This window comes from Pseudomonas sp. NFACC45, from assembly GCF_900113505.1.
In the GTDB taxonomy this organism is placed as follows: domain Bacteria; phylum Pseudomonadota; class Gammaproteobacteria; order Pseudomonadales; family Pseudomonadaceae; genus Aquipseudomonas; species Aquipseudomonas tehranensis.
Genome location: NZ_FOPO01000009.1, coordinates 51891 through 72271, shown reverse-complemented (window position 1 = coordinate 72271; position 20381 = coordinate 51891). Strand labels below are relative to the sequence as shown.

The window sequence follows — 20381 nt, the reverse complement described above, 5'->3', positions numbered from 1 at the left end:
TCAGGGACGGTTGGTTAACGTGGCTGCGACTTCACAAACCACCCACGTTGCACAGGAGCTTGAACATGACTCACATGAAAACTCTGCTGTTGGCTTTCACGGTGCTGGGCGCCAGCGCCATGGCCCACGCCGATGACAACTTCGCCAGCCTGACCCTCGGCCAGACCAGCGACAAGGTCAAGAAGTCCGACGCGCTGAACGCTAACCTCAATCACCCGAACGCCGACGGTATCATCGGCAAGGACACCACCTATGGCGTCCGACTGGGCCGGCAAAACGACCAGGGTCGCTACTACGCCACGTACGACAACGTTTCGGGCACTCACAATGGCATCAAATTGCGTCAGGAAAATCTGCTGGGCAGCTACGATGTGTTCTATCCGGTCACCGGCACCACCAAACTGTTCGGGGGTGGTACGGCGGGCCTGACCAAACTGACCCAGGACTCCCCTGGCTTCAGCCGCGACAGTGACATCGGTTATGCGGTGGGCTTGCAGGCCGGCGTCGTGCAGAAAGTCTCGCAGAACACCTCGCTGGAACTGGGTTACCGTTACCTGCGCAGCAACGCCAGCACCGAAATGAGTCCCCACGGTGGCGCCAAGGTCGGGTCGCTGGACCTGACCAGCAGTGCCCAAACCTATCTCTCCGCCAACTACACGTTCTAAGCTTGGCGGGCGAGCGTGGTCAGCCGGATCGGCCCAAGACGATCCGGCGCCCTTTACGAGAACCGATGTGCATCACTGGATTGTTCGATTTGCCTGGGAGAGCCCATGAAACTACTGGTCGTCGAAGACGAAGCCTTGCTGCGTCATCACCTGCAAACCCGTCTCACCGACAGCGGCCATGTGGTGCAGGCCGTGGCCAATGCCGAAGAGGCCTTGTATCAGGTCGCGCAGTTCAATCACGACCTGGCGGTGATCGACCTGGGCCTGCCGGGCATCAGCGGGCTGGAGCTGATCCGCCGGTTGCGCTCCCAAGACAAGACCTTCCCGATCCTGATCCTGACTGCCCGCGGCAACTGGCAGGACAAGGTCGAAGGCCTGGCGGCCGGTGCCGACGACTACGTGGTCAAGCCGTTCCAGTTCGAGGAACTGGAGGCCCGCCTGAATGCGCTGTTGCGCCGCTCCAGTGGTTTCACCCAATCGACCATCGTCGCCGGTCCGTTGCTGCTGGACCTCAATCGCAAGCAGGCGTCGCTTGGCGATGAACCGTTGGCGTTGACGGCTTATGAATACCGGATCCTGGAATACCTGATGCGCCATCATCAGCAGGTGGTCGCCAAGGACCGCTTGATGGAGCAGCTGTATCCGGATGACGACGAGCGTGATCCTAATGTCATCGAAGTGCTGGTGGGGCGCCTGCGGCGCAAACTGGAAGCCCCGGCCGGCTTCAAGCCCATCGAAACCGTACGGGGCCTGGGTTACCTGTTCAACGAGCGTTGCCAGTGATTCGTTCGCTACGGCTGCGGTTGATGCTGGCCGCCATGACCCTGGCGGTGTTGTTCATGCTCGCACTGCTGCCGGCCATGCAAGGCGCGTTCAGCCTGGCTCTGCAGGAGTCCATCGAACAACGCCTGGCGTCGGACGTGACCACGCTCATTTCCGCTGCCCGCGTGGAAAACAACCGCTTGAAGATGCCGGCGCAATTGCCCGATGAGCGCTTTAACCTCGCCGACGCCCGTCTGCTGGGCTACATCTATGATCGTGACGGGCGTCTGGTGTGGCGGTCCAAGGCCACTCGGGAAGAGAACATCAACTACGCGCCGCGCTACGACGGGCAGGGCAATCAGTTCGCGCGTATCCGCGAAGACAACGGCCAGGAATTTTTCGTCTACGACGTCGAAGTCAAACTGCTCGGCGGGCAGAGCGCGGCGTTCAGTTTCGTCACCCTGCAACCGGTGCGCGATTACGAAGTGACGCTCGACGGCCTGCGGGAAAATCTCTACCTGGGCTTTGGTGCCGCCCTGGCAGTGTTGTTGGCCCTGTTGTGGATTGGCCTGAGCTGGGGGCTTCGCGCGTTGAGGCGCCTGAGCCAGGAACTGGACGAAATCGAAAGCGGGAGCCGGGAAAGTCTCAGCACCGAGCACCCGCGGGAGCTGTTGCGCCTGACCGGCTCTCTCAACCGCCTGTTGCAGGGCGAGCGGGAACAGCGCAGCCGCTATCGTGACTCCCTTGATGATTTGGCCCACAGCCTGAAAACCCCGCTGGCGGTGCTGCAAGGCGTCAGTGAAGACATGGCCCGGCGCGCCGAGGACCGTGGGCAGGCCTGGGTGCTGCAAAGCCAGATCGAGCGCATGAGCCAGCAGATCGGCTATCAGTTGCAGCGCGCCAGCCTGCGCAAAAGCGGTCTGGTGCGCCATCAGGTGCGCTTGCGCCCGGTGCTGCAAAGCCTGTGCGATACGCTGGACAAGGTCTATCGCGACAAACGTGTCAACGTCAGCTTCGATCTGCCGGAGCAGTGCCATGTGCCAATCGAGCAGGGCGCCTTGCTGGAAATGCTCGGCAATCTGTTGGAAAACGCCTATCGGCTGTGCCTGGGCGAGGTGCGCATCAGCGTGCATCAGACCCTCGGCGGCATTGAATTGTGTGTCGAGGATGACGGGCCGGGTGTGCCGCCGGATCAACGCGCACGGATTCTGCAGCGTGGCGAGCGCCTGGATCGCCAGCATCCGGGGCAGGGCATCGGACTGGCGGTGGTCAAAGACATCATCGAAAGCTACGGCGCCCGGTTGACCCTGGGAGATTCCGAGCTGGGCGGGGCGGCTTTCAGGATTCTTTTTTCGGTGGTTTGACTGGAATGTTTCGCTGTGCCGGCGGGCCCCTTCGCGAGCAAGCCCGCTCCCACACTGGATCTTCAGTAGTCACAAATCTGTGTTCACCGCGGATCAACTGTGGGAGCGGGCTTGCTCGCGAAGGGGCCGGCAGGCGCACCACAGAAGTTGGATGTCATCACTCAATTCTCCTGCTCCCGATAAGCCCCCGGCGTCACCCCTGTCCATTTCTTGAAAGCCCGGTGAAAAGCCGACGGCTCGGAGAACCCCAACTGTTCGGCAATCTGTTGCAACGACAGGTCGGCGCGGCCCAGATGGTAGATGGCGATATCCCGCCGCAACTGATCCTTGAGTTCCTGGAAGCTGGTGCCTTCCTCCCGCAGATGCCGACGCAGCGTTTGCGGACTGATGTGCAAATGCGCGGCGACGGTGTCCAGATCCGGCCAGCGTGCGGCGTCGCGGCTGAGCAGGCGGCGTAACTGGCTGGTCAGGCTGTTGCCATCGTCAGGGCGTGACAGCAGGTCGGCGGGGGAGTGTTCGAGGAAGTGTTTGAGGGTTCGTTCGTCCTGCAACAACGGCATATCCAGGTAGCGACTGTGAAATAACAGGCTGCACCGTTGCGCCTGGAACACCAGCGGGCAGGGGAATAACAAATCGTACTCGGCCCCATGGGCCGGCTTGGCATAACTGAAGGTCGCCTGTTCCAGGCCGATCCGCTGGCCGATCAGCCAACTGCCGAGGCGATGCCAGATCACCAGCAGGCTTTCGGCCAGGAAATGGTCGGGGTCGCGCAGTGTCGATTCATCCAGGTTCAAGCGCACCCGCTCCCCTTCGGCCTCCAGTGTCAGGCTCGGTGCGTCGGGGAACAGGCTGTAGAACAACAACCCGCGCTGAAGCGCCTTGCCCAGGGTCCGGCAATGGATCAACGCGTGGCACATCATGGCAAACGTCCCGGGTTTACTCGGGGCCCGACCAAACCCCAAATATTCGTCCCCCAGTGCCAGCCGCAAGGCCTGCAACAGGCTGGCGAACTGCGCGGGCGCCAGGCGTGCTCGCGGCTCGTCCAACAGCTCGGGGCTGATGCCCAGCTCTTGCAGCAAGGGAACGTAATCGAAACCTTGCCGGCGCGCGCCACCCAGGGCGGCGCGGGCGAAGTGGCTGGCGATGGTGCGTTGGCGCATGGCAGGAATCCGTTTATTGAGCGGCGATGGTAGCAGGGGGCTTCGGCGCGACAAGGCGGATATCCGCCAAATTCCGGAGCGAGAACTGCCGTGTGGGCGGGAATCCGCCATCTGTGTGTGGGTGACTAGGCGTGTTTAACGATGTGTAGCCCTTGTGGCTAAAGGGTTGTAGGCATTTTCCCGAAAATGGCATGGGCCTTGCGATAGGCATCCGCAGGTCTGCCACCGTGCAGCCGCCAAAACAAATCCCTCCAATGCAGGAGGGTTCGAAATTGAGGTTTCGTGGACGACAGGTGGATGTTGTCACACGGGACGCTTGAGGAAGGTTTGCCATGACGACTCGTCAGCCACTGTACAAATCCCTGTATTTCCAGGTGATCGTAGCCATTGCCATCGGCATTTTGCTTGGCCACTTCTATCCGCAGACCGGCGTTGCCCTCAAACCGCTGGGTGACGGATTCATCAAACTGATCAAAATGGTCATCGCCCCGATCATCTTCTGTACCGTTGTCAGCGGTATTGCCGGCATGCAGAACATGAAGTCGGTGGGCAAGACTGGTGGCTACGCGCTGCTGTACTTCGAAATCGTCTCCACGATCGCCCTGTTGATCGGCCTGGTCGTGGTCAACGTCGTGCAACCGGGCGCCGGCATGCACATTGATGTGACGACCCTGGATACCAGCAAGATCGCCGGTTACATCTCGGCCGGTAAAGACCAGAGCATCGTGGCCTTCATCCTCAACGTGATCCCGAACACCATCGTCGGCGCGTTCGCCAATGGCGATATCCTGCAAGTGCTGATGTTCTCGGTGATCTTCGGTTTCGCCCTGCATCGCCTGGGTGCCTACGGCAAGCCGGTACTGGACTTCATCGATCGCTTCGCCCACGTGATGTTCAACATCATCAACATGATCATGAAGCTGGCGCCCGTCGGTGCGTTTGGTGCCATGGCGTTCACCATCGGCGCCTACGGTGTCGGTTCGCTGGTGCAATTGGGTCAGTTGATGATCTGCTTCTACATCACCTGTGTGGTGTTTGTACTGGTGGTGTTGGGCGCCATCTGCCGGGCCCACGGCTTCAGCGTCGTCAAGCTGATCCGTTACATCCGTGAAGAGCTGTTGATCGTACTGGGCACGTCCTCGTCGGAATCGGCCCTGCCACGCATGCTGATCAAGATGGAGCGTCTGGGCGCGCAGAAATCCGTGGTGGGTCTGGTGATCCCGACCGGCTACTCGTTCAACCTCGACGGCACTTCGATCTACCTGACCATGGCGGCGGTGTTCATTGCCCAGGCCACCGACACGCCGATGGACCTGACTCACCAGATCACCCTGTTGCTGGTGCTGTTGCTGTCGTCCAAAGGTGCGGCCGGCGTGACCGGTAGCGGCTTCATCGTGCTGGCGGCCACCCTGTCGGCCGTGGGTCATCTGCCGGTGGCCGGCCTGGCGCTGATCCTGGGTATCGACCGCTTCATGTCCGAAGCCCGCGCCCTGACCAACCTGGTGGGCAATGCTGTCGCCACCATCGTGGTTGCCAAGTGGGTCAAGGAACTGGACGTAGACCAGTTGCAGAGCGAACTGGCTTCCGGCGGTCGCGGCATCTCCGACACCCGTGAAGAAGACGATCTGGGCGTGGCCGAAGGCCCAACTCCTGCTGGCGTGAAGTAACCTTTCGCTGCAATAAAAAACCCGCTTCGGCGGGTTTTTTATTGGGCCCGGGTTCTCAAGGCGCGAACACTTTTGTGGCGAGGGGATTTATCCCCGCTGGGCTGCGCAGCAGCCCCTACAAATGCACGCAGGTGTATCGGGCAAATGCCAGAGGGCCGCTTCGCGCCCCAGCGGGGATAAATCCCCTCGCCACAAAGGATCTGCGCCAGCCTTGAGCGCAATGGTCAGCCAGACTGACCCCTGCGGTAATTGCCCCACCGCCAACCCCTGCCTAGTCTTGAGTCCATCATCCCTCGGAGATCGCCCATGCAAGGCCCACTGGCATCGCTCAAGGTTCTGGACTTCTCGACCCTGCTGCCCGGCCCGTTCGCCTCGCTGTTGCTGGCGGACATGGGGGCCGAAGTGTTGCGCATCGAGTCGCCGACCCGCCCGGACCTGTTACGGATACTGCCGCCCCATGATCAGGGCGTCTCGGCCAGCCATGCCTACCTCAACCGCAACAAGCGCAGCCTGGCCCTGGACCTCAAGCAGCCCGCGGCGTTGGAGGTGATCAAGCAGTTGCTGGGCGATCACGACATCCTGCTGGAACAGTTCCGCCCCGGCGTGATGGAGCGACTGGGCCTGGGGTACGAAGCCTTGAAGGCGATCAATCCCCGGTTGATCTACGTGTCCATCACCGGCTACGGCCAGACCGGGCCCTACAAGGACCGCGCCGGCCACGACATCAACTACCTGGCCCTGGCGGGGCTGGCCAGCCACACTGGGCGTGCCGACGCCGGGCCATTGCCGCTGGGCATCCAGGCGGCGGACATCGCCGGTGGCTCACTGCACGGGGTGATCGGGCTATTGGCGGCGGTGATCGCCCGGCAGCAGACCGGGCAGGGCCAGCATCTGGACGTGAGCATGACCGACTGTGTGTTCAGCCTCAACGCTTTGGCCGGTGCCGGTTATCTGGCCTGCGGCGTGGAACCTGAGTGGGAGAACCAGATGCTCAACGGTGGCAGCTTCTATGACTATTACCGCACCCGGGATGGCCGTTGGATGTCGGTGGGCAGCCTGGAGCCGGCCTTCATGCAGGCGTTGTGCGAGACCCTTGGACGACCGGAACTGGCGGCCCAGGGGCTGTCGCCCAGTCCAGATCAGCAACAGCGGCTAAAGCAGCAACTGCAGGCCGAATTCGAGAAGCATGATTTCGCTGAGCTTTGCAGTTTATTTGCGGGGGTTGATGCTTGCGTCGAACCGGTGCTGAGCCTGGAAGAAACACTCAGGCATCCCCAGTTAGCGGCCCGGGACGTCGTGATCCAGGTGCCTCGTGGCGATGGCTCGAGTCAGGCGCAGATGGCCTGTCCGTTGAAATTCTCGGAAGGCTTGCCCGAGCCTCGGCATATCGGCGCGGAACTGGGAGCGCACACGGATCAGGTGTTGGGGGAGTTGGGGTTCAGTGTTGAGCGGATTGCTCACTTACGTGCTGGCGGAGTGGTTGTGTAGTGCTCTTTTTGGCCTCATCGCGAGCAGGCTCGCTCCCACATTGGATCTATGGCGTTCACAAACCCTTGTGGGAGCGAGCCTGCTCGCGATGAGGCCGGCCCAGACACCACAAGAACCAGCTACTCCACCCGCGTCTCCCCACTGAACACCAAGGTATTGCGACAACTGCGGCACAAGTAACGGCGCCCCTGGCCCACCAGGCTGTGACGCTGGGCCGAGAAGGGGAAGTCGCTGCCGTCGCAGGGGCATGTGTAGATGTAGCGGGTCACGCTGCGGCGTTTGATCTCGTAGGTATGGCAGCGGTTGGGCGGCAGTTCGTAAACGCCGCGCATGATCAGTTGCCATTCTTCGCCGTGGGGCTGAATGCGTTCGCCAAACAGCTGATGGGCAATCAGGTGCGCAACCTCGTGGGCGACGGTCTGCTTGAGAAAGTCTTCGGCGTTTTCCCGGTACAACTGTGGATTGAAGCGCAGCAGATTTTCATGCAAGTGCGCGACGCCGGCCTTCTGGCCACGCAACTTGAAGCTGACCACGGGACGTTTGAAAGGACGTTTGAAAAAGGTTTCGGCTTGTTGGTAACACTCTTCGACGCGGGTATTGAGTTGCTCAAGCATGCTGTACGGGTCTCCAGAGGCTCGAGTATGCCGCAAGCGCCGGCCGTTGCGAATCGCCCAGACGCCCAGTGGTCGTTTCGCCAGCGCCAAACACAGGAAGGCCGCCTTGCGGCGGCCTGTGTTGGCAGATATTGCTTTGTTTTCAGGAGGGAACCCTGAGCGGGTTAGAACACTTCAGCTGGTATACACCGGACCGACGCCCAAACCCCAGACGATCACCGTGAACGCCATGATAGCCACCAGCACCACCAGGCCCACGGCGAGCACCGAACTGGAAAACAGAAAACCCTCGTCCTGAGGAATATTCATGAAGGTGGGCAGGCCCACATACAGCAGGTAGACGGTGTAGCAGATGGCCGCCGTACCGACGATCATCCCCAGCCACATGTGCGGATAGAGCGCCGCCAGGCCGCCGATGAACAAAGGTGTCGCGGTGTAGGTGGCGAACGCGACGCAGCGCGCCAGGCTCGGGTTGGCGTCATAGGTGCGGGCCATCCAGTGCACGAAGGCGCCCATCACGGCCACACCGCCCAACATGGCGAGGTACGACATGATGGTCATCCACAGTGCGCTTTCCATGGTCAGCATCACCGGTGGCCGGTTGCCGATGACCCATCCCACCTGCGTGGTGCCGATAAACGCCGAAACAGCCGGAATGGCCGCCAGGATCAGCGTGTGGGTGAGGTACATGTGGCTGATGCTTTCCTCCTGATCGCCACGGATTTCTTTCCATTCTTGATCAGGGTGGGTAAAGAGCCCCACGACATGATGGATCATAGTCAGTCACTCCTTTGTTATTGCCATCGCCCCCCAACGGAGCGCCTACGGGCCAAACGGCCGAGTAAGTACAGGTCTGTAAGTGTGTGCGACCTTATGTCGCAGTATAGAAAGGAGTTCTCGCCAGGGGGATGGGGGGCTTAGAGCAAATCGCGCTGTAGGAAGGTGTGTTAATCGCCGATGAGTCTGTGCACCGCTCCGGCTGGCAGGAACTCTCCTGTGGCGAGGGGATTTATCCCCGTTGGGGTGCGAAGCGCTCCCAATCCATTGATTCCTCAGTAGGTCAGCCCTGATAAGGGGGGCTGCTGCGCAGCCCAACGGGGATAAATCCCCTCGCCACAATAGCGTCCGTCATGAGCTTTCGCCGAAAGGGGATTTTTTGCGTAAAATGCCGGCCTTTCGTCACACCTCACGGATTTCGCGTCATGGGCACTCTTACGGTCAACCAGAACAAACTGCAAAAGCGCCTGCGCCGCCAGGCCGGTGAGGCGGTCGCTGATTTCAATATGATTGAAGACGGCGACAAGGTCATGGTCTGCCTGTCCGGCGGCAAGGACAGCTACACCTTGCTCGATGTGCTGATGCATTTGCAGAAGGTTGCGCCGATCAAGTTCGATATTGTCGCGGTGAACATGGACCAGAAGCAGCCCGGTTTCCCCGAGCATGTGTTGCCGGCCTACCTTCAATCGTTGGGCGTGGAATATCACATCGTCGAGAAGGACACCTATTCGGTGGTCAAGGAACTGATCCCGGAAGGCAAGACCACCTGCTCGCTGTGCTCACGCCTGCGTCGCGGCACGCTCTACACCTTTGCCGACCAGATCGGCGCCACCAAGATGGCCCTGGGGCACCACCGCGACGATATCGTCGAGACCTTTTTCCTGAACATGTTCTACAACGGCTCGCTCAAAGCCATGCCGCCCAAGCTGCGCGCCGATGACGGGCGCAACGTGGTGATCCGCCCGCTGGCCTACTGCAGCGAGAAAGACATCCAGGCCTATTCGGACTTCAAGCAATTCCCGATCATCCCTTGCAACCTGTGTGGCTCCCAGGAAAACCTGCAACGCCAGGTGGTCAAGGAGATGCTGCAGGAGTGGGAGCGCAAGACCCCGGGCCGCACCGAGAGCATTTTCCGCGGTCTGCAGAACGTCGTTCCGTCGCAGCTGGCGGACCGCAACCTGTTCGACTTCACCAACCTGCGCATCGACGAAAGTGCCACGCCGCGATTCGTCAACGTGGTGAACCTCTGAGGAGCTCAACGGCTCCTATTCACGGCGCTCGTGGCCATGCCACTTAGAGCGCCGTTTTCATTTCCGATCCCAGGAGAGGGCATGCGCGATTACAAGTGGCTGCACGAGTATTGTCTGAACCGCTTCGGTTCGGCGGCTGAACTGGAAGCCCACCTGCCTGTTCCCAAGACCCCGGCCCAACTGCGCAAAATCAGCGATGACCGCTACCTCTCGACCATGGCGTTGCGAGTGTTCCGCGCCGGGCTTAAGCACAGCCTGGTGGACGCCAAGTGGCCGGCCTTCGAAGAGGTTTTTTTCAAGTTCGACCCGGAAAAAGTCGTACTGATGAGCGCCGAGCACCTGGAACGGCTGATGCAGGACGCGCGGATCATCCGCCATTTGGGCAAGCTCAAAAGCGTGCCGCGCAACGCGCAGTTGATACTGGACGTGGCCCATGAAAAGGGCAGCTTCGGCGCGCTGATCGCCGACTGGCCGGTGACCGATATCGTGGGCCTGTGGACCTACCTGAAAAAGCACGGCCATCAACTGGGCGGTCTGTCGGCGCCGCGTTTTTTGCGGATGATGGGCAAGGACACCTTCGTGCCCAGTTATGACGTGGTAGCCGCGCTCAATGCGCAGGACATCATCGACAAAGTCCCCACCAGCTTGCGGGATCTGGCGACGGTGCAACAGGCCTTCAACCAGTGGCATGAAGAGAGTGGTGGAAGGCCGATGAGCCAGCTTTCGATGATGCTGGCGTATACCGTCAATCATTGAGACCGCATCGCGAGCAGGCTCGCTCCCACAGGGATAGTGAACGCCACACATCTCATGTGGGAGCAAAGCTTGCTCGCGATAGCGGTGAGTCAACTTACATCAATGTTGAATCTGCCTCAGTCATCGCGAGCAAGCTTTGCTCCCACAGTGGTCTGGTGGTTTCTTGCGGATTCCCTACACCCAAAATCCCTTGTGGGAGCGAGCCTGCTCGCGATAGCCATCTATCAGGCGACAGAAGGCTCGCCTTCTCCAGCCAACCGCCGGTTCAACTGAAACCGCCAGCGCACATACAGCAGGGCTGAGCAGAACACCGCCACGCTCGCGGCCATTTCCAGCACGCCGAACACCTGTCGGTTCGGGTCATAGGCCGCCAGTGCGCCTTTGATGAAGTACAGGTTCACCACAAAGCACATCCACGAATGCCCGCGGGGGCTGCCGCTGATCATGCCTGGCGCCAGTATCAGCAGCGGCACCAGCTCGATCAGCAGAATCACCCAGGGGCGCGCGCCGTGCAGGTCGGCGATCAGCAGGTAATACACACAGAGCAACCCCGCCAGCCCGAAAAAACACAGCAGGCTCAGGACCCGGGCGATGCGTACCCGCGGTTCCAGCCACTGAATGGGCGGCAGTATTTTCGGCTTCTTAGCCACGGCCGTTCTCCAGCAGTAGGGCGGTTTTTGCCAGGCGCAAACCCAGTGCCCGGCACAGCGCGACTTCATGTTCGTTCAAGCCGCTTTTACCGTCGGCCCCGGCGTGATGGCTCGGGCCGTAAGGCGTGCCTCCGCCCTCGGTTTCGATCAAGGCTGACTCGCTGTAGGGCAGGCCGGTGATCAGCATGCCGTGGTGCAACAGCGGCAGCATCATCGACAGCAAGGTGGTTTCCTGGCCGCCATGCAGGCTCGCGGTGGACGTGAATACACCGGCCGGTTTGCCCACCAGTGCGCCGGTCAGCCACAGGTTGCTGGTGCCATCGAGAAAGTATTTCAGCGGCGCGGCCATGTTGCCGAAACGGGTCGGACTGCCCAGGGCCAGGCCGGCGCAGTTTTTCAGGTCATCGAGGCTGGCGTACAGCGGGCCTTGCTCGGGGATGTCCGGCGATACCGCTTCGCACTCGGCGGAAATTGCCGGCACCGTACGCAACCGGGCTTCCAGCCCGGCCTGCTCAATGCCGCGGGCGATCTGCCGGGCCATTTCGTTGGTCGAGCCACTGCGGCTGTAATACAACACCAGAATGTACGGTGTGCTCACGGCAGGATCTCCAGGATCTTCTCTGGCGGGCGACCGATCACGGCCTTGTCAGCGGTTTCCAGAATCGGTCGTTCCATGAGTTTGGGGTGGGCGACGATGGCGGCGATCAATTGGGACTGGCTCAGGTTTTCATCAGCCAGGTTCAGGGTCTTGTATTCGTCCTCGCCGGTGCGCAGCAGTTGCCGGGCGGTGATACCGAGCTTGGCCAACAGGCGTTCCAACTGCGCTGCGTCGAGCGGGGTTTCCAGGTAGCGGACCACGGTGGGCGTCAGGCCACGGGTCTCCAACAGTTCCAGCGCACCGCGGGATTTGGAGCAGCGCGGGTTGTGATAAAGCGTCAGATCGGTCATGAGCGGGTCGCATCTTGCGTAAGGTGGCGGCTATTCTACTGTGTCGCGAGGTACCCGGCACCTGAGACAGGCGCGTTCGAATACGGTGGGCCGCGCCGACGTTCACATTCAATACAAGGATTGGCACATGGCAAGGCGATTGACGACGGCACTGGCATTCATGGGAATTTTGTTGCTCGCCGGCTGCGGGAATGACTACGGAGTTGACCAGAACGGCCAGGCTATCGCCTCAAAACGGCTGGACAATCAGTGGGTGGTGATCAATTACTGGGCCGAGTGGTGCGCGCCGTGCCGCACCGAAATCCCCGAGTTCAACGCCCTGGCCGAACAGCTCAAGGGCCGTAACGTGGGGGTGTTCGGGGTCAACTTCGATCAGGTGCAAGGTGAGGAGCTCAAGAGCGCCAGCGACAAGATGGGGATTGGTTTCACTGTACTGGCCCGCGATCCTGCCGAGATCTTCGATCTGCCGCGCAGCGAAGGACTGCCGGTAACCTACATCATCGATAACCAGGGCAAGGTGCGCGAGCAGATGCTGGGGGAACAGACGGCGGCGGGGGTGATGGCCAAGCTTGAGGCGTTGCAGGCGTTCAAATAACACCTGTTTTGACAGGTGAGATCCCTGTGGCGAGGGGATTTATCCCCGCTGGGGTGCGAAGCAGCCCCAAGATCTATATGCCACCGTGGTGTGTCAGACGGAAAGCAGAGGGGCTGCTGCGCAGCCCAGCGGGGATAAATCCCCTCGCCACAAAGTGCTTTATCAAGCTTGGAATAGTATCAACCTTCCTCCAACCACCACCGCAGTGGCTTGCCCTGAGCCGGCCAGAAGCGCATTTGCTCGATGGGCGAGATGTCCCAGCGTTCGACCTTTTCCAGCGCCTGCAAAAAGCGCGTCTCCTGCTCCATCAGCGCCGGGGCGCAGAGTTTGCGGGTGCTGCCGATCTTGCCGAAGCTCAAACGGTGGCCTTCCAGGGTGTAGGGCGCGAACCAGTGGTTACAGCCGCCGTTGCCGTAGGCCCGGCCGTCGTCCCCCAGGGTAATGGTCAGGTTGCTGTAGTCCATCAATGGCCGTTCGCCAATCCATTCCAGGATGTAGCTGCGGTTTTGCTGCAGTTGCACCGGCTCGGCGGCGCAACCCATCAGGCCGGCGCCGATCAGCGCGGTCAGGGCCAGGCGTTTCATCAGGCGGCTTCCTGGCATGTCGGGCACAGGTGTTTTTCACCGACGGTGGTCCAGCCCAGCTCGGCAATGCGCGCGGTGGCGGCCGGCTTCTGCGCCTTGACGCCGAGCTTGGCGTCGACGGCAAATTCAAAGCTCAGTTGCTTGGCGCAGCGGTCGCAGTTGACCTGCCAGGTGTGGATCGCCAGCTCCCCGAACACCGGGCCGGTGGTCATGGCAGTCCATTGGCCCATGGGCTTGAGCAAGTGCCGAACGGTGTCCACGGTCAGGCGCATGGACAAGTCCTTGCTGCCTTTGAGGGTGACGAGCAGCACATCGTTGGCCTGAATCGAACCGCCGTTGCCGGTGACCTGATAACGGCCCGGCGCCAGGGCGCGGACCTCGGTCAGGGTGTGTTGCGGGTTCATCAGGGTGTAGCGGAAATCGTGTTCGGCCATGGGTCCTCCAGATAGGCGCGATATGCTAGCACGGGGCATGGCATGGAATGATCCGGATGCTGGTCAGGTGACGAAATCCACTGTGGGAGCGAGCCTGCTCGCGATAGCGGTGTGTCAGTTGACATAAATGTAAGACGATCCTCCGCTATCGCGAGCAGGCTCGCTCCCACAAGGGGGGTATGGGCCGAGTGCTCAGCTGTCCACCAGGTTCTGTGGGGTGCCGGCGGCCCAGGCGCCGATGTTGTCCAGGGTCGTCGCGGCGATGGCGGCCAACGCTTCATGGGTCAGGAAGGCCTGATGCGCGGTGACCACCACGTTGGGGAAGGTCAGCAGCCGAGCCAGCACATCATCCTGCAAGGGCAGGTCGGAGCGGTCCTCGAAGAACAGTTGTGCTTCTTCCTCATAGACATCCAGCCCCAAATAGCCCAACTGACCGCTTTTCAATGCCTCGATCAAGGCGGGTGTGTCCACCAGACCGCCGCGTCCGGTGTTGATCAGCATCGCGCCTCGTTGCATGGCAGCCAATGAATCGGCGTTGATCAAATGTCGGCTCTGCTCGTTGAGCGGGCAATGCAGGCTGATGATCTGCGCTTGTGCCAGCAGGTCGGCCAGGGGCAAATAGCGCGCCCCCAAGGCTTCGACCTGCGGGTTGGGATACGGGTCATAGGCCAGCAACTGGCAGCCGAAGCCGGCCATGATCCGCGCGAACGTCGCGCCGATCTGCCCGGTGCCGATCACGCCGACTGTCTTGCCCACCAGATCGAAACCGGTCAGCCCATGGAGGCTGAAATTGCCGTCCCGGGTGCGGTTGTAGGCGCGGTGCAGGCAGCGATTGAGGGCCATGATCAGCGCCACGGCGTGTTCGGCCACGGCATGGGGCGAATACGCCGGCACCCGGACGATGCTCAACCCCAGCCGTTTGGCAGCGGCCAGGTCCACATGGTTATAGCCGGCCGAGCGCAGGGCGATCAGCCGCGTGCCACCCTGTGCCAGCCGTTCCAGCACCGGGGCGCTCAGGTCGTCGTTGATGAAGGCGCACACCACTTCATGTCGTTCGGCCAGGGCCACGGTGTCGAGGTTCAGGCGTGCTGGCTGAAACTGCAGTTCAAGGCCTGCGGGTGCCGGGGCTTTACTGAAACTGTCGCGGTCGTAGGTTTGGCTGCTGAAAAGAATCACGCGCATGGCGGCCTCCTGGCATAAAAATAAACCCGTACGGTCGGGGTAGGAGCCTGGATTTTCCTTGATCCTGGGTTTTGGGCTGTTGCCCTGGATCAGGCGCTGATGCGTGCCTCGTTGGCCAGGCGGTCGATGGCACGCTCCAGTTCCTGCAGAGCGGCCTCGGCCTTGGGGTCCTGTTGTTTGAGCAGGGTCTCGCTGCGCTGGCAGGCGGCGCGCAATTGCGGCACGCCACAGTAACGAGTGGCGCCATGCAGGCGGTGGACCCGTTCGATCAGGGCGTTGTGATCATTGGCTTCGTTGGCCTGGCGAATCGCTTCGCGGTCGGCTTCCAGCGAAGCCAGCAGCATCGCCAGCATGTCCGCCGCCAGATCGGCCTTGCCGGCGGCCAGGCGCAGGCCTTCTTCGTGATCGAGCACCAACAGGTCGCTGCCGCCCTGAGCGTCGGTGCTCCGGTCCGGCGCCTGGTTGCGCAGGGCCAGGCCGGTCCACTTAAGCACCACCTGGGCCAGTTGCCGTTCGCTGATGGGCTTGGTCAGGTAGTCATCCATGCCGCTTTGCAGCAGGGCGCGTTTTTCGTTGGCCATGGCGTGGGCGGTGAGGGCGACGATCGGCAGCGGCGTACAATGACGCTCGCTTTCCCATTGGCGAATCGCCTCGGTGCTCTGGCGGCCGTCCATACCAGGCATCTGAACGTCCATCAGCACCAGGTCGAAGGTTTCCTTTTGCACCGCCTTGACCGCCGCATAACCGCTTTCCACCGCCAGCACCTTGGCGCCCATGTCTTCGAGCAACGTTTGCACCAGCAGCAGGTTGGCCGGGTTGTCGTCCACGCAAAGCACTTTGGGCGCGCGGCTGCCCACCGGCTCGTTGGGCTCGTTGCGAGGTGGGCGCGGGTTGACCAGGTCGGAAAGCGAGCGGCGCAGCTTGCGGGTGCAGGCCGGCTTGGCCTGCAATTGGCTGTGGGGGTTGGGCACGGAGAGGTGGTACAGCGTCTGTTCAGTGGTGGGACACAGCACGAGTACCTTGCAGCCCAGATGCTCAAGATCCCAGATGTGCTGGCTGAGGCGTTCCGGCGGCATGTCGTTGCTGGTGATGCCCAGCACGGCCAGGTCGATCGCCTGGTCGGTCTGGTGGGCGACGGTCACACCGTTGGTCAGGTTTTCCAGGGTGTTGAACGGTGTCACTACCAGACCGCAGTCCTCGAGCTAGTGTTGCAGGGCCTGACGGGCCAGTTCATGGTTTTCCAGCACTGCTACGCGCCGACCCAGTAACGGCGGGCCAGGCAAATCCTCGGCGTCGTCACGGGTCTTGGGCAGGCGCAGGCTGATCCAGAACTCCGAGCCTTCGCCCGGCGTGCTGTCAACGCCGATTTCGCCACCCATCTGCTCCACCAAGCGCTTGGAAATCACCAGGCCCAGACCGGTGCCGCCCGGTTGCCGGGACAAGGAATTGTCGGCCTGGCTGAACGCCTGGAACAGGGCCCGCACGTCCTGGTTCGACAGGCCGATACCGGTGTCCTGAATGCTGATGCGCAGTTGCACGCTGTCTTCGTGTTCGTCTTCCATCATGGCGCGGGCGATGATAGTGCCTTCGCGGGTGAACTTGATGGCATTGCTCACCAGGTTGGTCAGGATCTGCTTGAGGCGCAGCGGATCGCCCACCAGCGACAGGGGCGTGTCCCTGTAGACCAGGCTCACCAGCTCCAGTTGTTTGGCGTGGGCGGCGGGGGCGAGGATAGTCAAAGTGTCTTGCAACAAGTCCCGCAGGTTGAACGGAATGTTGTCGAGCACCAGTTTGCCGGCCTCGATCTTCGAGAAGTCGAGGATCTCGTTGATGATGCCCAGCAGGCTGTCAGCGGATTTTTCAATGGTGCCCAGGTAATCGAGCTGACGCGGGGTCAATTCGCTTTTCTGCAGCAAATGGGTGAAACCGAGGATGCCGTTGAGCGGCGTACGGATTTCGTGGCTCATGTTCGCCAGGAATTCGGATTTGATCCGGCTCGCTTCCAGGGCTTCCTTGCGGGCCAGGTCCAGTTCGATGTTCTGGATCTCGATGGTTTCCAGATTCTGGCGCACGTCTTCAGTGGCCTGGTCGATGCTGTGCTGCAACTCTTCCTGGGCGTTCTGCAAGGTGCTGGCCATGCGATTGATGCCTGACGCCAGCTCATCCAGTTCCTGGCTGCCCAGTGGTGGCAGACGGGTTTCCAGGTGACCATCCTTGAGTTGCGCCACGGCTTGCTTGATCTGGCTCAGGGGACGATTGATCGTGCGACCCATGCGCAACGCCAGCAGTGCGGTCAGGCACAGGCCGGCGCTGATCAACAGCAGGCTGGCGAACAGGCTGCGATAGCCGCGCAGTAACATGCCACTGTGGGACAACTCCAGTTCGACCCAACCCAGCAGCCGATCGGCTTCTTCGGGAATCAGCTCGCCGGCCAGGTTGCGGTGCTTGCCGAATACTGGCAGCAGGTAACGCGTGGCATCGTTGCCGGTGCGTTGCAGTAATTGGGCACTGTTGCCCTCCGGGGCGCGGTTGAGCATGGTCGGGCCGGCGTGGGCCAGCGATGTGCGATCGGGGGCCAGGAAGGTCACGGCGCGCACGTCCGCTTGCTCGAGGGACTGGGTGGCGATCCGCTCCAGCAGATCGGTGTCCTGGTGGCTCATGGCTGGGGCGACCAGCGGTGCCAGCTGTTCGGCGATCATTTCGCCTCGTTGCAACAACTGGGCGTGCAGGTCCGATTGCTGCATCCAGGTGAAGTAGCCGCCCAGGACCAGCGCCATCAGGCTGGTCGGCAAAAGGGTCAGCAACAGCACGCGGCCTTTGATTCCCAGTTTCTTGAGCACACTTTTCTCCTGCATCCAGCGGTCTGTTTGAGCTTTGCGCGCATCCGGCACGCAATACCTGCGCAGTGTAGCGACTTGCGGGCGGGCAATCTTCGTAAAATTCATGTCGCCGTGCATCGGTCTCGCGGGTTACCGTGCCTCGGCGATACCGTCAATTCAATCAATTCGCCCTAAATGCGCATGATTGCTGAGCTGCAGCTTGCAGCCCCATTTCGTGGCTTATTCCCATAAGCCATAACCACCACACTTTGCGTGATATGGCCGCGCCGGGTTTGCCGGTATGATAGGCGCCCCCGCAGTCCGGATTGCGAATACGCCATGACCGTGCAGTACCCCACTATCGCCGATTGCGTCGGCAACACTCCGCTGGTTCGTTTGCAGCGCCTGCCCGGCGTGACCAGCAACACGCTTTTGCTCAAGCTCGAAGGGAATAACCCGGCGGGTTCGGTCAAGGACCGGCCGGCGCTGTCGATGCTCACCCGTGGCGAATTGCGCGGGCAGATCCGGCCCGGCGATACGCTGATCGAGGCGACTTCCGGGAACACCGGCATCGCCCTGGCCATGGCGGCGGCGATCAAGGGCTACAAGATGATCCTGATCATGCCCGACAACTCCAGTGCCGAGCGCAAGGCCGCGATGACCGCCTATGGCGCCGAATTGATCCTGGTGAGCAAAGACGAAGGCATGGAAGGCGCCCGGGACCTGGCTGAGCGCATGCAAGCCGAGGGGCGCGGCAAGGTGCTCGACCAGTTCGCCAATGGCGACAATCCCGAAGCCCACTACACCACCACCGGCCCCGAGATCTGGCGCCAGACCGATGGCACCATCACCCATTTCGTCAGCTCGATGGGCACCACCGGCACCATCATGGGCACCTCGCGCTATTTGAAAGAACAGAACCCGAACGTGCAGATCATCGGCCTGCAACCGATGGAAGGCGCGGCCATCCCCGGTATCCGTCGCTGGCCCGAGGAATATCTGCCGAAGATCTACCAGGCCGACCGCGTGGACCGCATTATCGACATGGCCCAGAGCGAGGCGGAGGACATCACCCGTCGTCTGGCCCGTGAAGAAGGCATCTTTTGCGGCGTCTCTTCGGGCGGTGCCGTGGCGGGCATGCTGCGCTTGTCCCAGGAAGTCGAAAACGCGGTCATTGTCGCGATCATTTGCGACCGAGGCGACCGCTACCTGTCGACCGGCATTTTCGACGCGCCCAACTGATGGCCAAGCAAGAAAGAGGTCTGCGCTTCCAGCCCAGCGGCGGAAGCCGGGCCCCGCAGGTGCCTGCCGGAAAGAAGCAGCGCTTGACCATCGAACGCTTGGCCAACGATGGGCGCGGGATTGCCTTTGTGGACGGGCGCACCTGGTTCGTGATCGGCGCCCTGGCCGGCGAAGAGGTCGAGGCGCGGGTGCTGGGGGCCCATGGCAAGGTGGTCGAGGCCCGCACCGAGCGAGTGTTTCTGTCCAGTGAACTGCGCCGTGCGGCGCCGTGCGTCCATGCCGGTCGCTGCGGCGGTTGCAGCGTCCAGCATTTGCCCCACAACGAACAGCTCGCCCTGAAACAGCGCATGCTCGCTGAGCAGTTGTCGCGGGTCGCCGGCGTGCAGCCGGATGAATGGGCCGCGCCATTGAACGGGCCGGAACTGGGTTACCGGCGTCGCGCCCGCGTGGCGGTGCGCTGGGACCAAAAGGCGAAAAAGCTCGACGTCGGATTCCGTGCCGTGGGCAGCCAGGACATCGTTGCCATCGGCGATTGCCCGGTGCTGGTACAGCCCTTGCAACCGATCATGAGCGGCTTGCCGCAGATGCTCCGTCGTTTGAGTAAACCCCAGGCGCTGGGCCATGTGGAATTGTTCGCCGGCTCGTCCCTGGCAGTGTTGCTGCGGCACATGTCGCCACTGTCGGCACCTGACCTGACGATTCTCAAGGATTTCTGCGCCACCCACCAAGCCCAGTTGTGGCTGCAGGGTGAGGGCGAGCCGCAACCGGTCGAACCGGGACAGACGCTGGGTTATCGCCTTGACGCCTGGGACCTGGAGCTGGCTTACCGGCCGGGTGATTTCATCCAGGTCAACGCCGGGGTCAACGCGGCGATGGTGGCCCAGGCACTGGATTGGCTGGCGCCCAAACCCGAGGAGCGGGTGCTGGACTTGTTCTGTGGTCTGGGCAACTTTGCCTTGCCCCTGGCCAAGGTTGTGCGCCAAGTGGTGGCGGTGGAAGGTGTACAGGCCATGGTTGACCGCGCGGCAGCCAATGCCGTCAGCAACAATTTGAATAACACTGCCTTTTTTCAGGCCGATTTATCCCAGCCGTTGTCGGGTGCCGAGTGGGTCGGCGAAGGCTTTTCTGCGGTACTCTTGGACCCACCCCGCGACGGTGCTTTCGAGGTGGTGCGCAAACTGGCATCCCTGGGCGCCAGGCGGTTGGTATATGTATCGTGCAACCCGGCAACTTTGGCCCGGGACACGGTCGAATTGATCAAGCAGGGCTACCGGTTAAAACGTGCCGGGATTCTCGATATGTTTCCTCAGACGGCACATGTCGAGGCCATGGCGTTATTTGAAGCGAGCCAGGATGGCTTGTCCGACTGACCCGTTCGTGCCAACCACCACAGCCCTGGGCGGGGGCACGGGCAACGAAGGTCA

General features: G+C 61.6%; 19 protein-coding genes and 1 pseudogene. 10 read left to right on the top strand and 10 right to left on the bottom strand.

The window, feature by feature from the left end:
* The first annotated feature begins 65 nt into the window (after positions 1-65).
* From BM132_RS17480 to BM132_RS17470, 3 genes are all read left to right on the top strand, one after another.
* On the top strand, positions 66-665 hold the full coding sequence (locus BM132_RS17480) for an outer membrane beta-barrel protein (protein ID WP_092402703.1): 600 nt from the start codon (positions 66-68) through the stop codon (positions 663-665).
* 105 nt (positions 666-770) lie between these two features.
* The gene (locus BM132_RS17475) at positions 771-1448 is read left to right on the top strand and encodes a response regulator (protein WP_092457244.1); all 678 of its coding nucleotides are present in this window, start codon (positions 771-773) and stop codon (positions 1446-1448) included.
* On the top strand, positions 1445-2791 hold the full coding sequence (locus BM132_RS17470) for an ATP-binding protein (RefSeq protein WP_092457241.1): 1347 nt from the start codon (positions 1445-1447) through the stop codon (positions 2789-2791). The genes BM132_RS17475 and BM132_RS17470 overlap by 4 nt, the downstream gene beginning before the upstream one ends.
* Positions 2792-2952: 161 nt before the next feature.
* Here BM132_RS17470 and BM132_RS17465 read toward each other — a convergent pair whose 3' ends face one another.
* Positions 2953-3951 (bottom strand): AraC family transcriptional regulator, encoded by a 999-nt coding sequence (locus BM132_RS17465; RefSeq protein ID WP_092457238.1) that lies wholly within the window; start codon positions 3949-3951, stop codon positions 2953-2955.
* 332 nt (positions 3952-4283) lie between these two features.
* Between BM132_RS17465 and BM132_RS17460 the strand changes: the two genes are divergently transcribed.
* Together BM132_RS17460 and BM132_RS17455 are read left to right on the top strand one after the other, a co-directional pair.
* Entirely contained in the window at positions 4284-5618 is a 1335-nt protein-coding gene (locus BM132_RS17460; protein WP_092402712.1) for a dicarboxylate/amino acid:cation symporter, read from the top strand.
* A gap of 306 nt (positions 5619-5924) precedes the next feature.
* Positions 5925-7106: a CaiB/BaiF CoA transferase family protein gene (locus BM132_RS17455; protein WP_092457235.1), complete on the top strand. Its 1182-nt coding sequence runs from the start codon at positions 5925-5927 to the stop codon at positions 7104-7106.
* 119 nt (positions 7107-7225) lie between these two features.
* On the opposite strand, the gene BM132_RS17450 is transcribed toward BM132_RS17455, so the two are convergent.
* Together BM132_RS17450 and BM132_RS17445 are read right to left on the bottom strand one after the other, a co-directional pair.
* Positions 7226-7720: a SprT family zinc-dependent metalloprotease gene (locus BM132_RS17450; protein ID WP_092457232.1), complete on the bottom strand. Its 495-nt coding sequence runs from the start codon at positions 7718-7720 to the stop codon at positions 7226-7228.
* Positions 7721-7894: 174 nt separating this feature from the next.
* A complete protein-coding gene (locus tag BM132_RS17445) occupies positions 7895-8497 on the bottom strand; it encodes a Yip1 family protein (protein WP_092402718.1) in 603 nt (200 codons plus the stop codon).
* A 425-nt stretch (positions 8498-8922) separates the two neighbouring features.
* On the opposite strand from BM132_RS17445, the gene ttcA reads away from it, so the two are divergent.
* Positions 8923-9747: a tRNA 2-thiocytidine(32) synthetase TtcA gene (ttcA, locus tag BM132_RS17440; RefSeq protein ID WP_076383752.1), complete on the top strand. Its 825-nt coding sequence runs from the start codon at positions 8923-8925 to the stop codon at positions 9745-9747.
* A gap of 81 nt (positions 9748-9828) precedes the next feature.
* Entirely contained in the window at positions 9829-10503 is a 675-nt protein-coding gene (locus BM132_RS17435) for a DNA-3-methyladenine glycosylase I (protein WP_092457229.1), read from the top strand.
* A 224-nt stretch (positions 10504-10727) separates the two neighbouring features.
* On the opposite strand, the gene BM132_RS17430 is transcribed toward BM132_RS17435, so the two are convergent.
* From BM132_RS17430 to arsC, 3 genes are read right to left on the bottom strand one after another with little or no spacing between them, the layout of a single operon-like run.
* Entirely contained in the window at positions 10728-11153 is a 426-nt protein-coding gene (locus tag BM132_RS17430; protein ID WP_092457226.1) for a DUF2069 domain-containing protein, read from the bottom strand.
* On the bottom strand, positions 11146-11751 hold the full coding sequence (gene wrbA, locus BM132_RS17425) for an NAD(P)H:quinone oxidoreductase (RefSeq protein WP_047228739.1): 606 nt from the start codon (positions 11749-11751) through the stop codon (positions 11146-11148). The genes BM132_RS17430 and wrbA overlap by 8 nt, the downstream gene beginning before the upstream one ends.
* A complete protein-coding gene (gene arsC, locus BM132_RS17420; RefSeq protein ID WP_092457223.1) occupies positions 11748-12101 on the bottom strand; it encodes an arsenate reductase (glutaredoxin) in 354 nt (117 codons plus the stop codon). Before arsC ends, wrbA begins: the two co-directional genes overlap by 4 nt.
* Before the next feature lie 127 nt (positions 12102-12228).
* Here arsC and BM132_RS17415 point away from each other — a divergent pair, with 127 nt between their 5' ends.
* Positions 12229-12696: a TlpA disulfide reductase family protein gene (locus BM132_RS17415; RefSeq protein ID WP_092457220.1), complete on the top strand. Its 468-nt coding sequence runs from the start codon at positions 12229-12231 to the stop codon at positions 12694-12696.
* 179 nt (positions 12697-12875) lie between these two features.
* Here BM132_RS17415 and BM132_RS17410 read toward each other — a convergent pair whose 3' ends face one another.
* From BM132_RS17410 to BM132_RS17395, 4 genes and pseudogenes are all read right to left on the bottom strand, one after another.
* The gene (locus BM132_RS17410) at positions 12876-13280 is read right to left on the bottom strand and encodes an META domain-containing protein (RefSeq protein WP_047228736.1); all 405 of its coding nucleotides are present in this window, start codon (positions 13278-13280) and stop codon (positions 12876-12878) included.
* On the bottom strand, positions 13280-13714 hold the full coding sequence (locus BM132_RS17405; protein WP_047228735.1) for a hypothetical protein: 435 nt from the start codon (positions 13712-13714) through the stop codon (positions 13280-13282). Before BM132_RS17405 ends, BM132_RS17410 begins: the two co-directional genes overlap by 1 nt.
* 192 nt (positions 13715-13906) lie before the next feature.
* On the bottom strand, positions 13907-14896 hold the full coding sequence (locus BM132_RS17400) for a 2-hydroxyacid dehydrogenase (protein ID WP_092457217.1): 990 nt from the start codon (positions 14894-14896) through the stop codon (positions 13907-13909).
* 89 nt (positions 14897-14985) lie between these two features.
* Positions 14986-17736, bottom strand: a pseudogene (locus BM132_RS17395) (response regulator).
* Positions 17737-18054: 318 nt separating this feature from the next.
* Here BM132_RS17395 and cysM point away from each other — a divergent pair.
* On the top strand, positions 18055-18957 hold the full coding sequence (gene cysM / locus BM132_RS17390; RefSeq protein ID WP_092402736.1) for a cysteine synthase CysM: 903 nt from the start codon (positions 18055-18057) through the stop codon (positions 18955-18957).
* A complete protein-coding gene (gene rlmD / locus BM132_RS17385; protein WP_092457214.1) occupies positions 18957-20327 on the top strand; it encodes a 23S rRNA (uracil(1939)-C(5))-methyltransferase RlmD in 1371 nt (456 codons plus the stop codon). Before cysM ends, rlmD begins: the two co-directional genes overlap by 1 nt.
* Positions 20328-20381 lie beyond the last annotated feature (54 nt).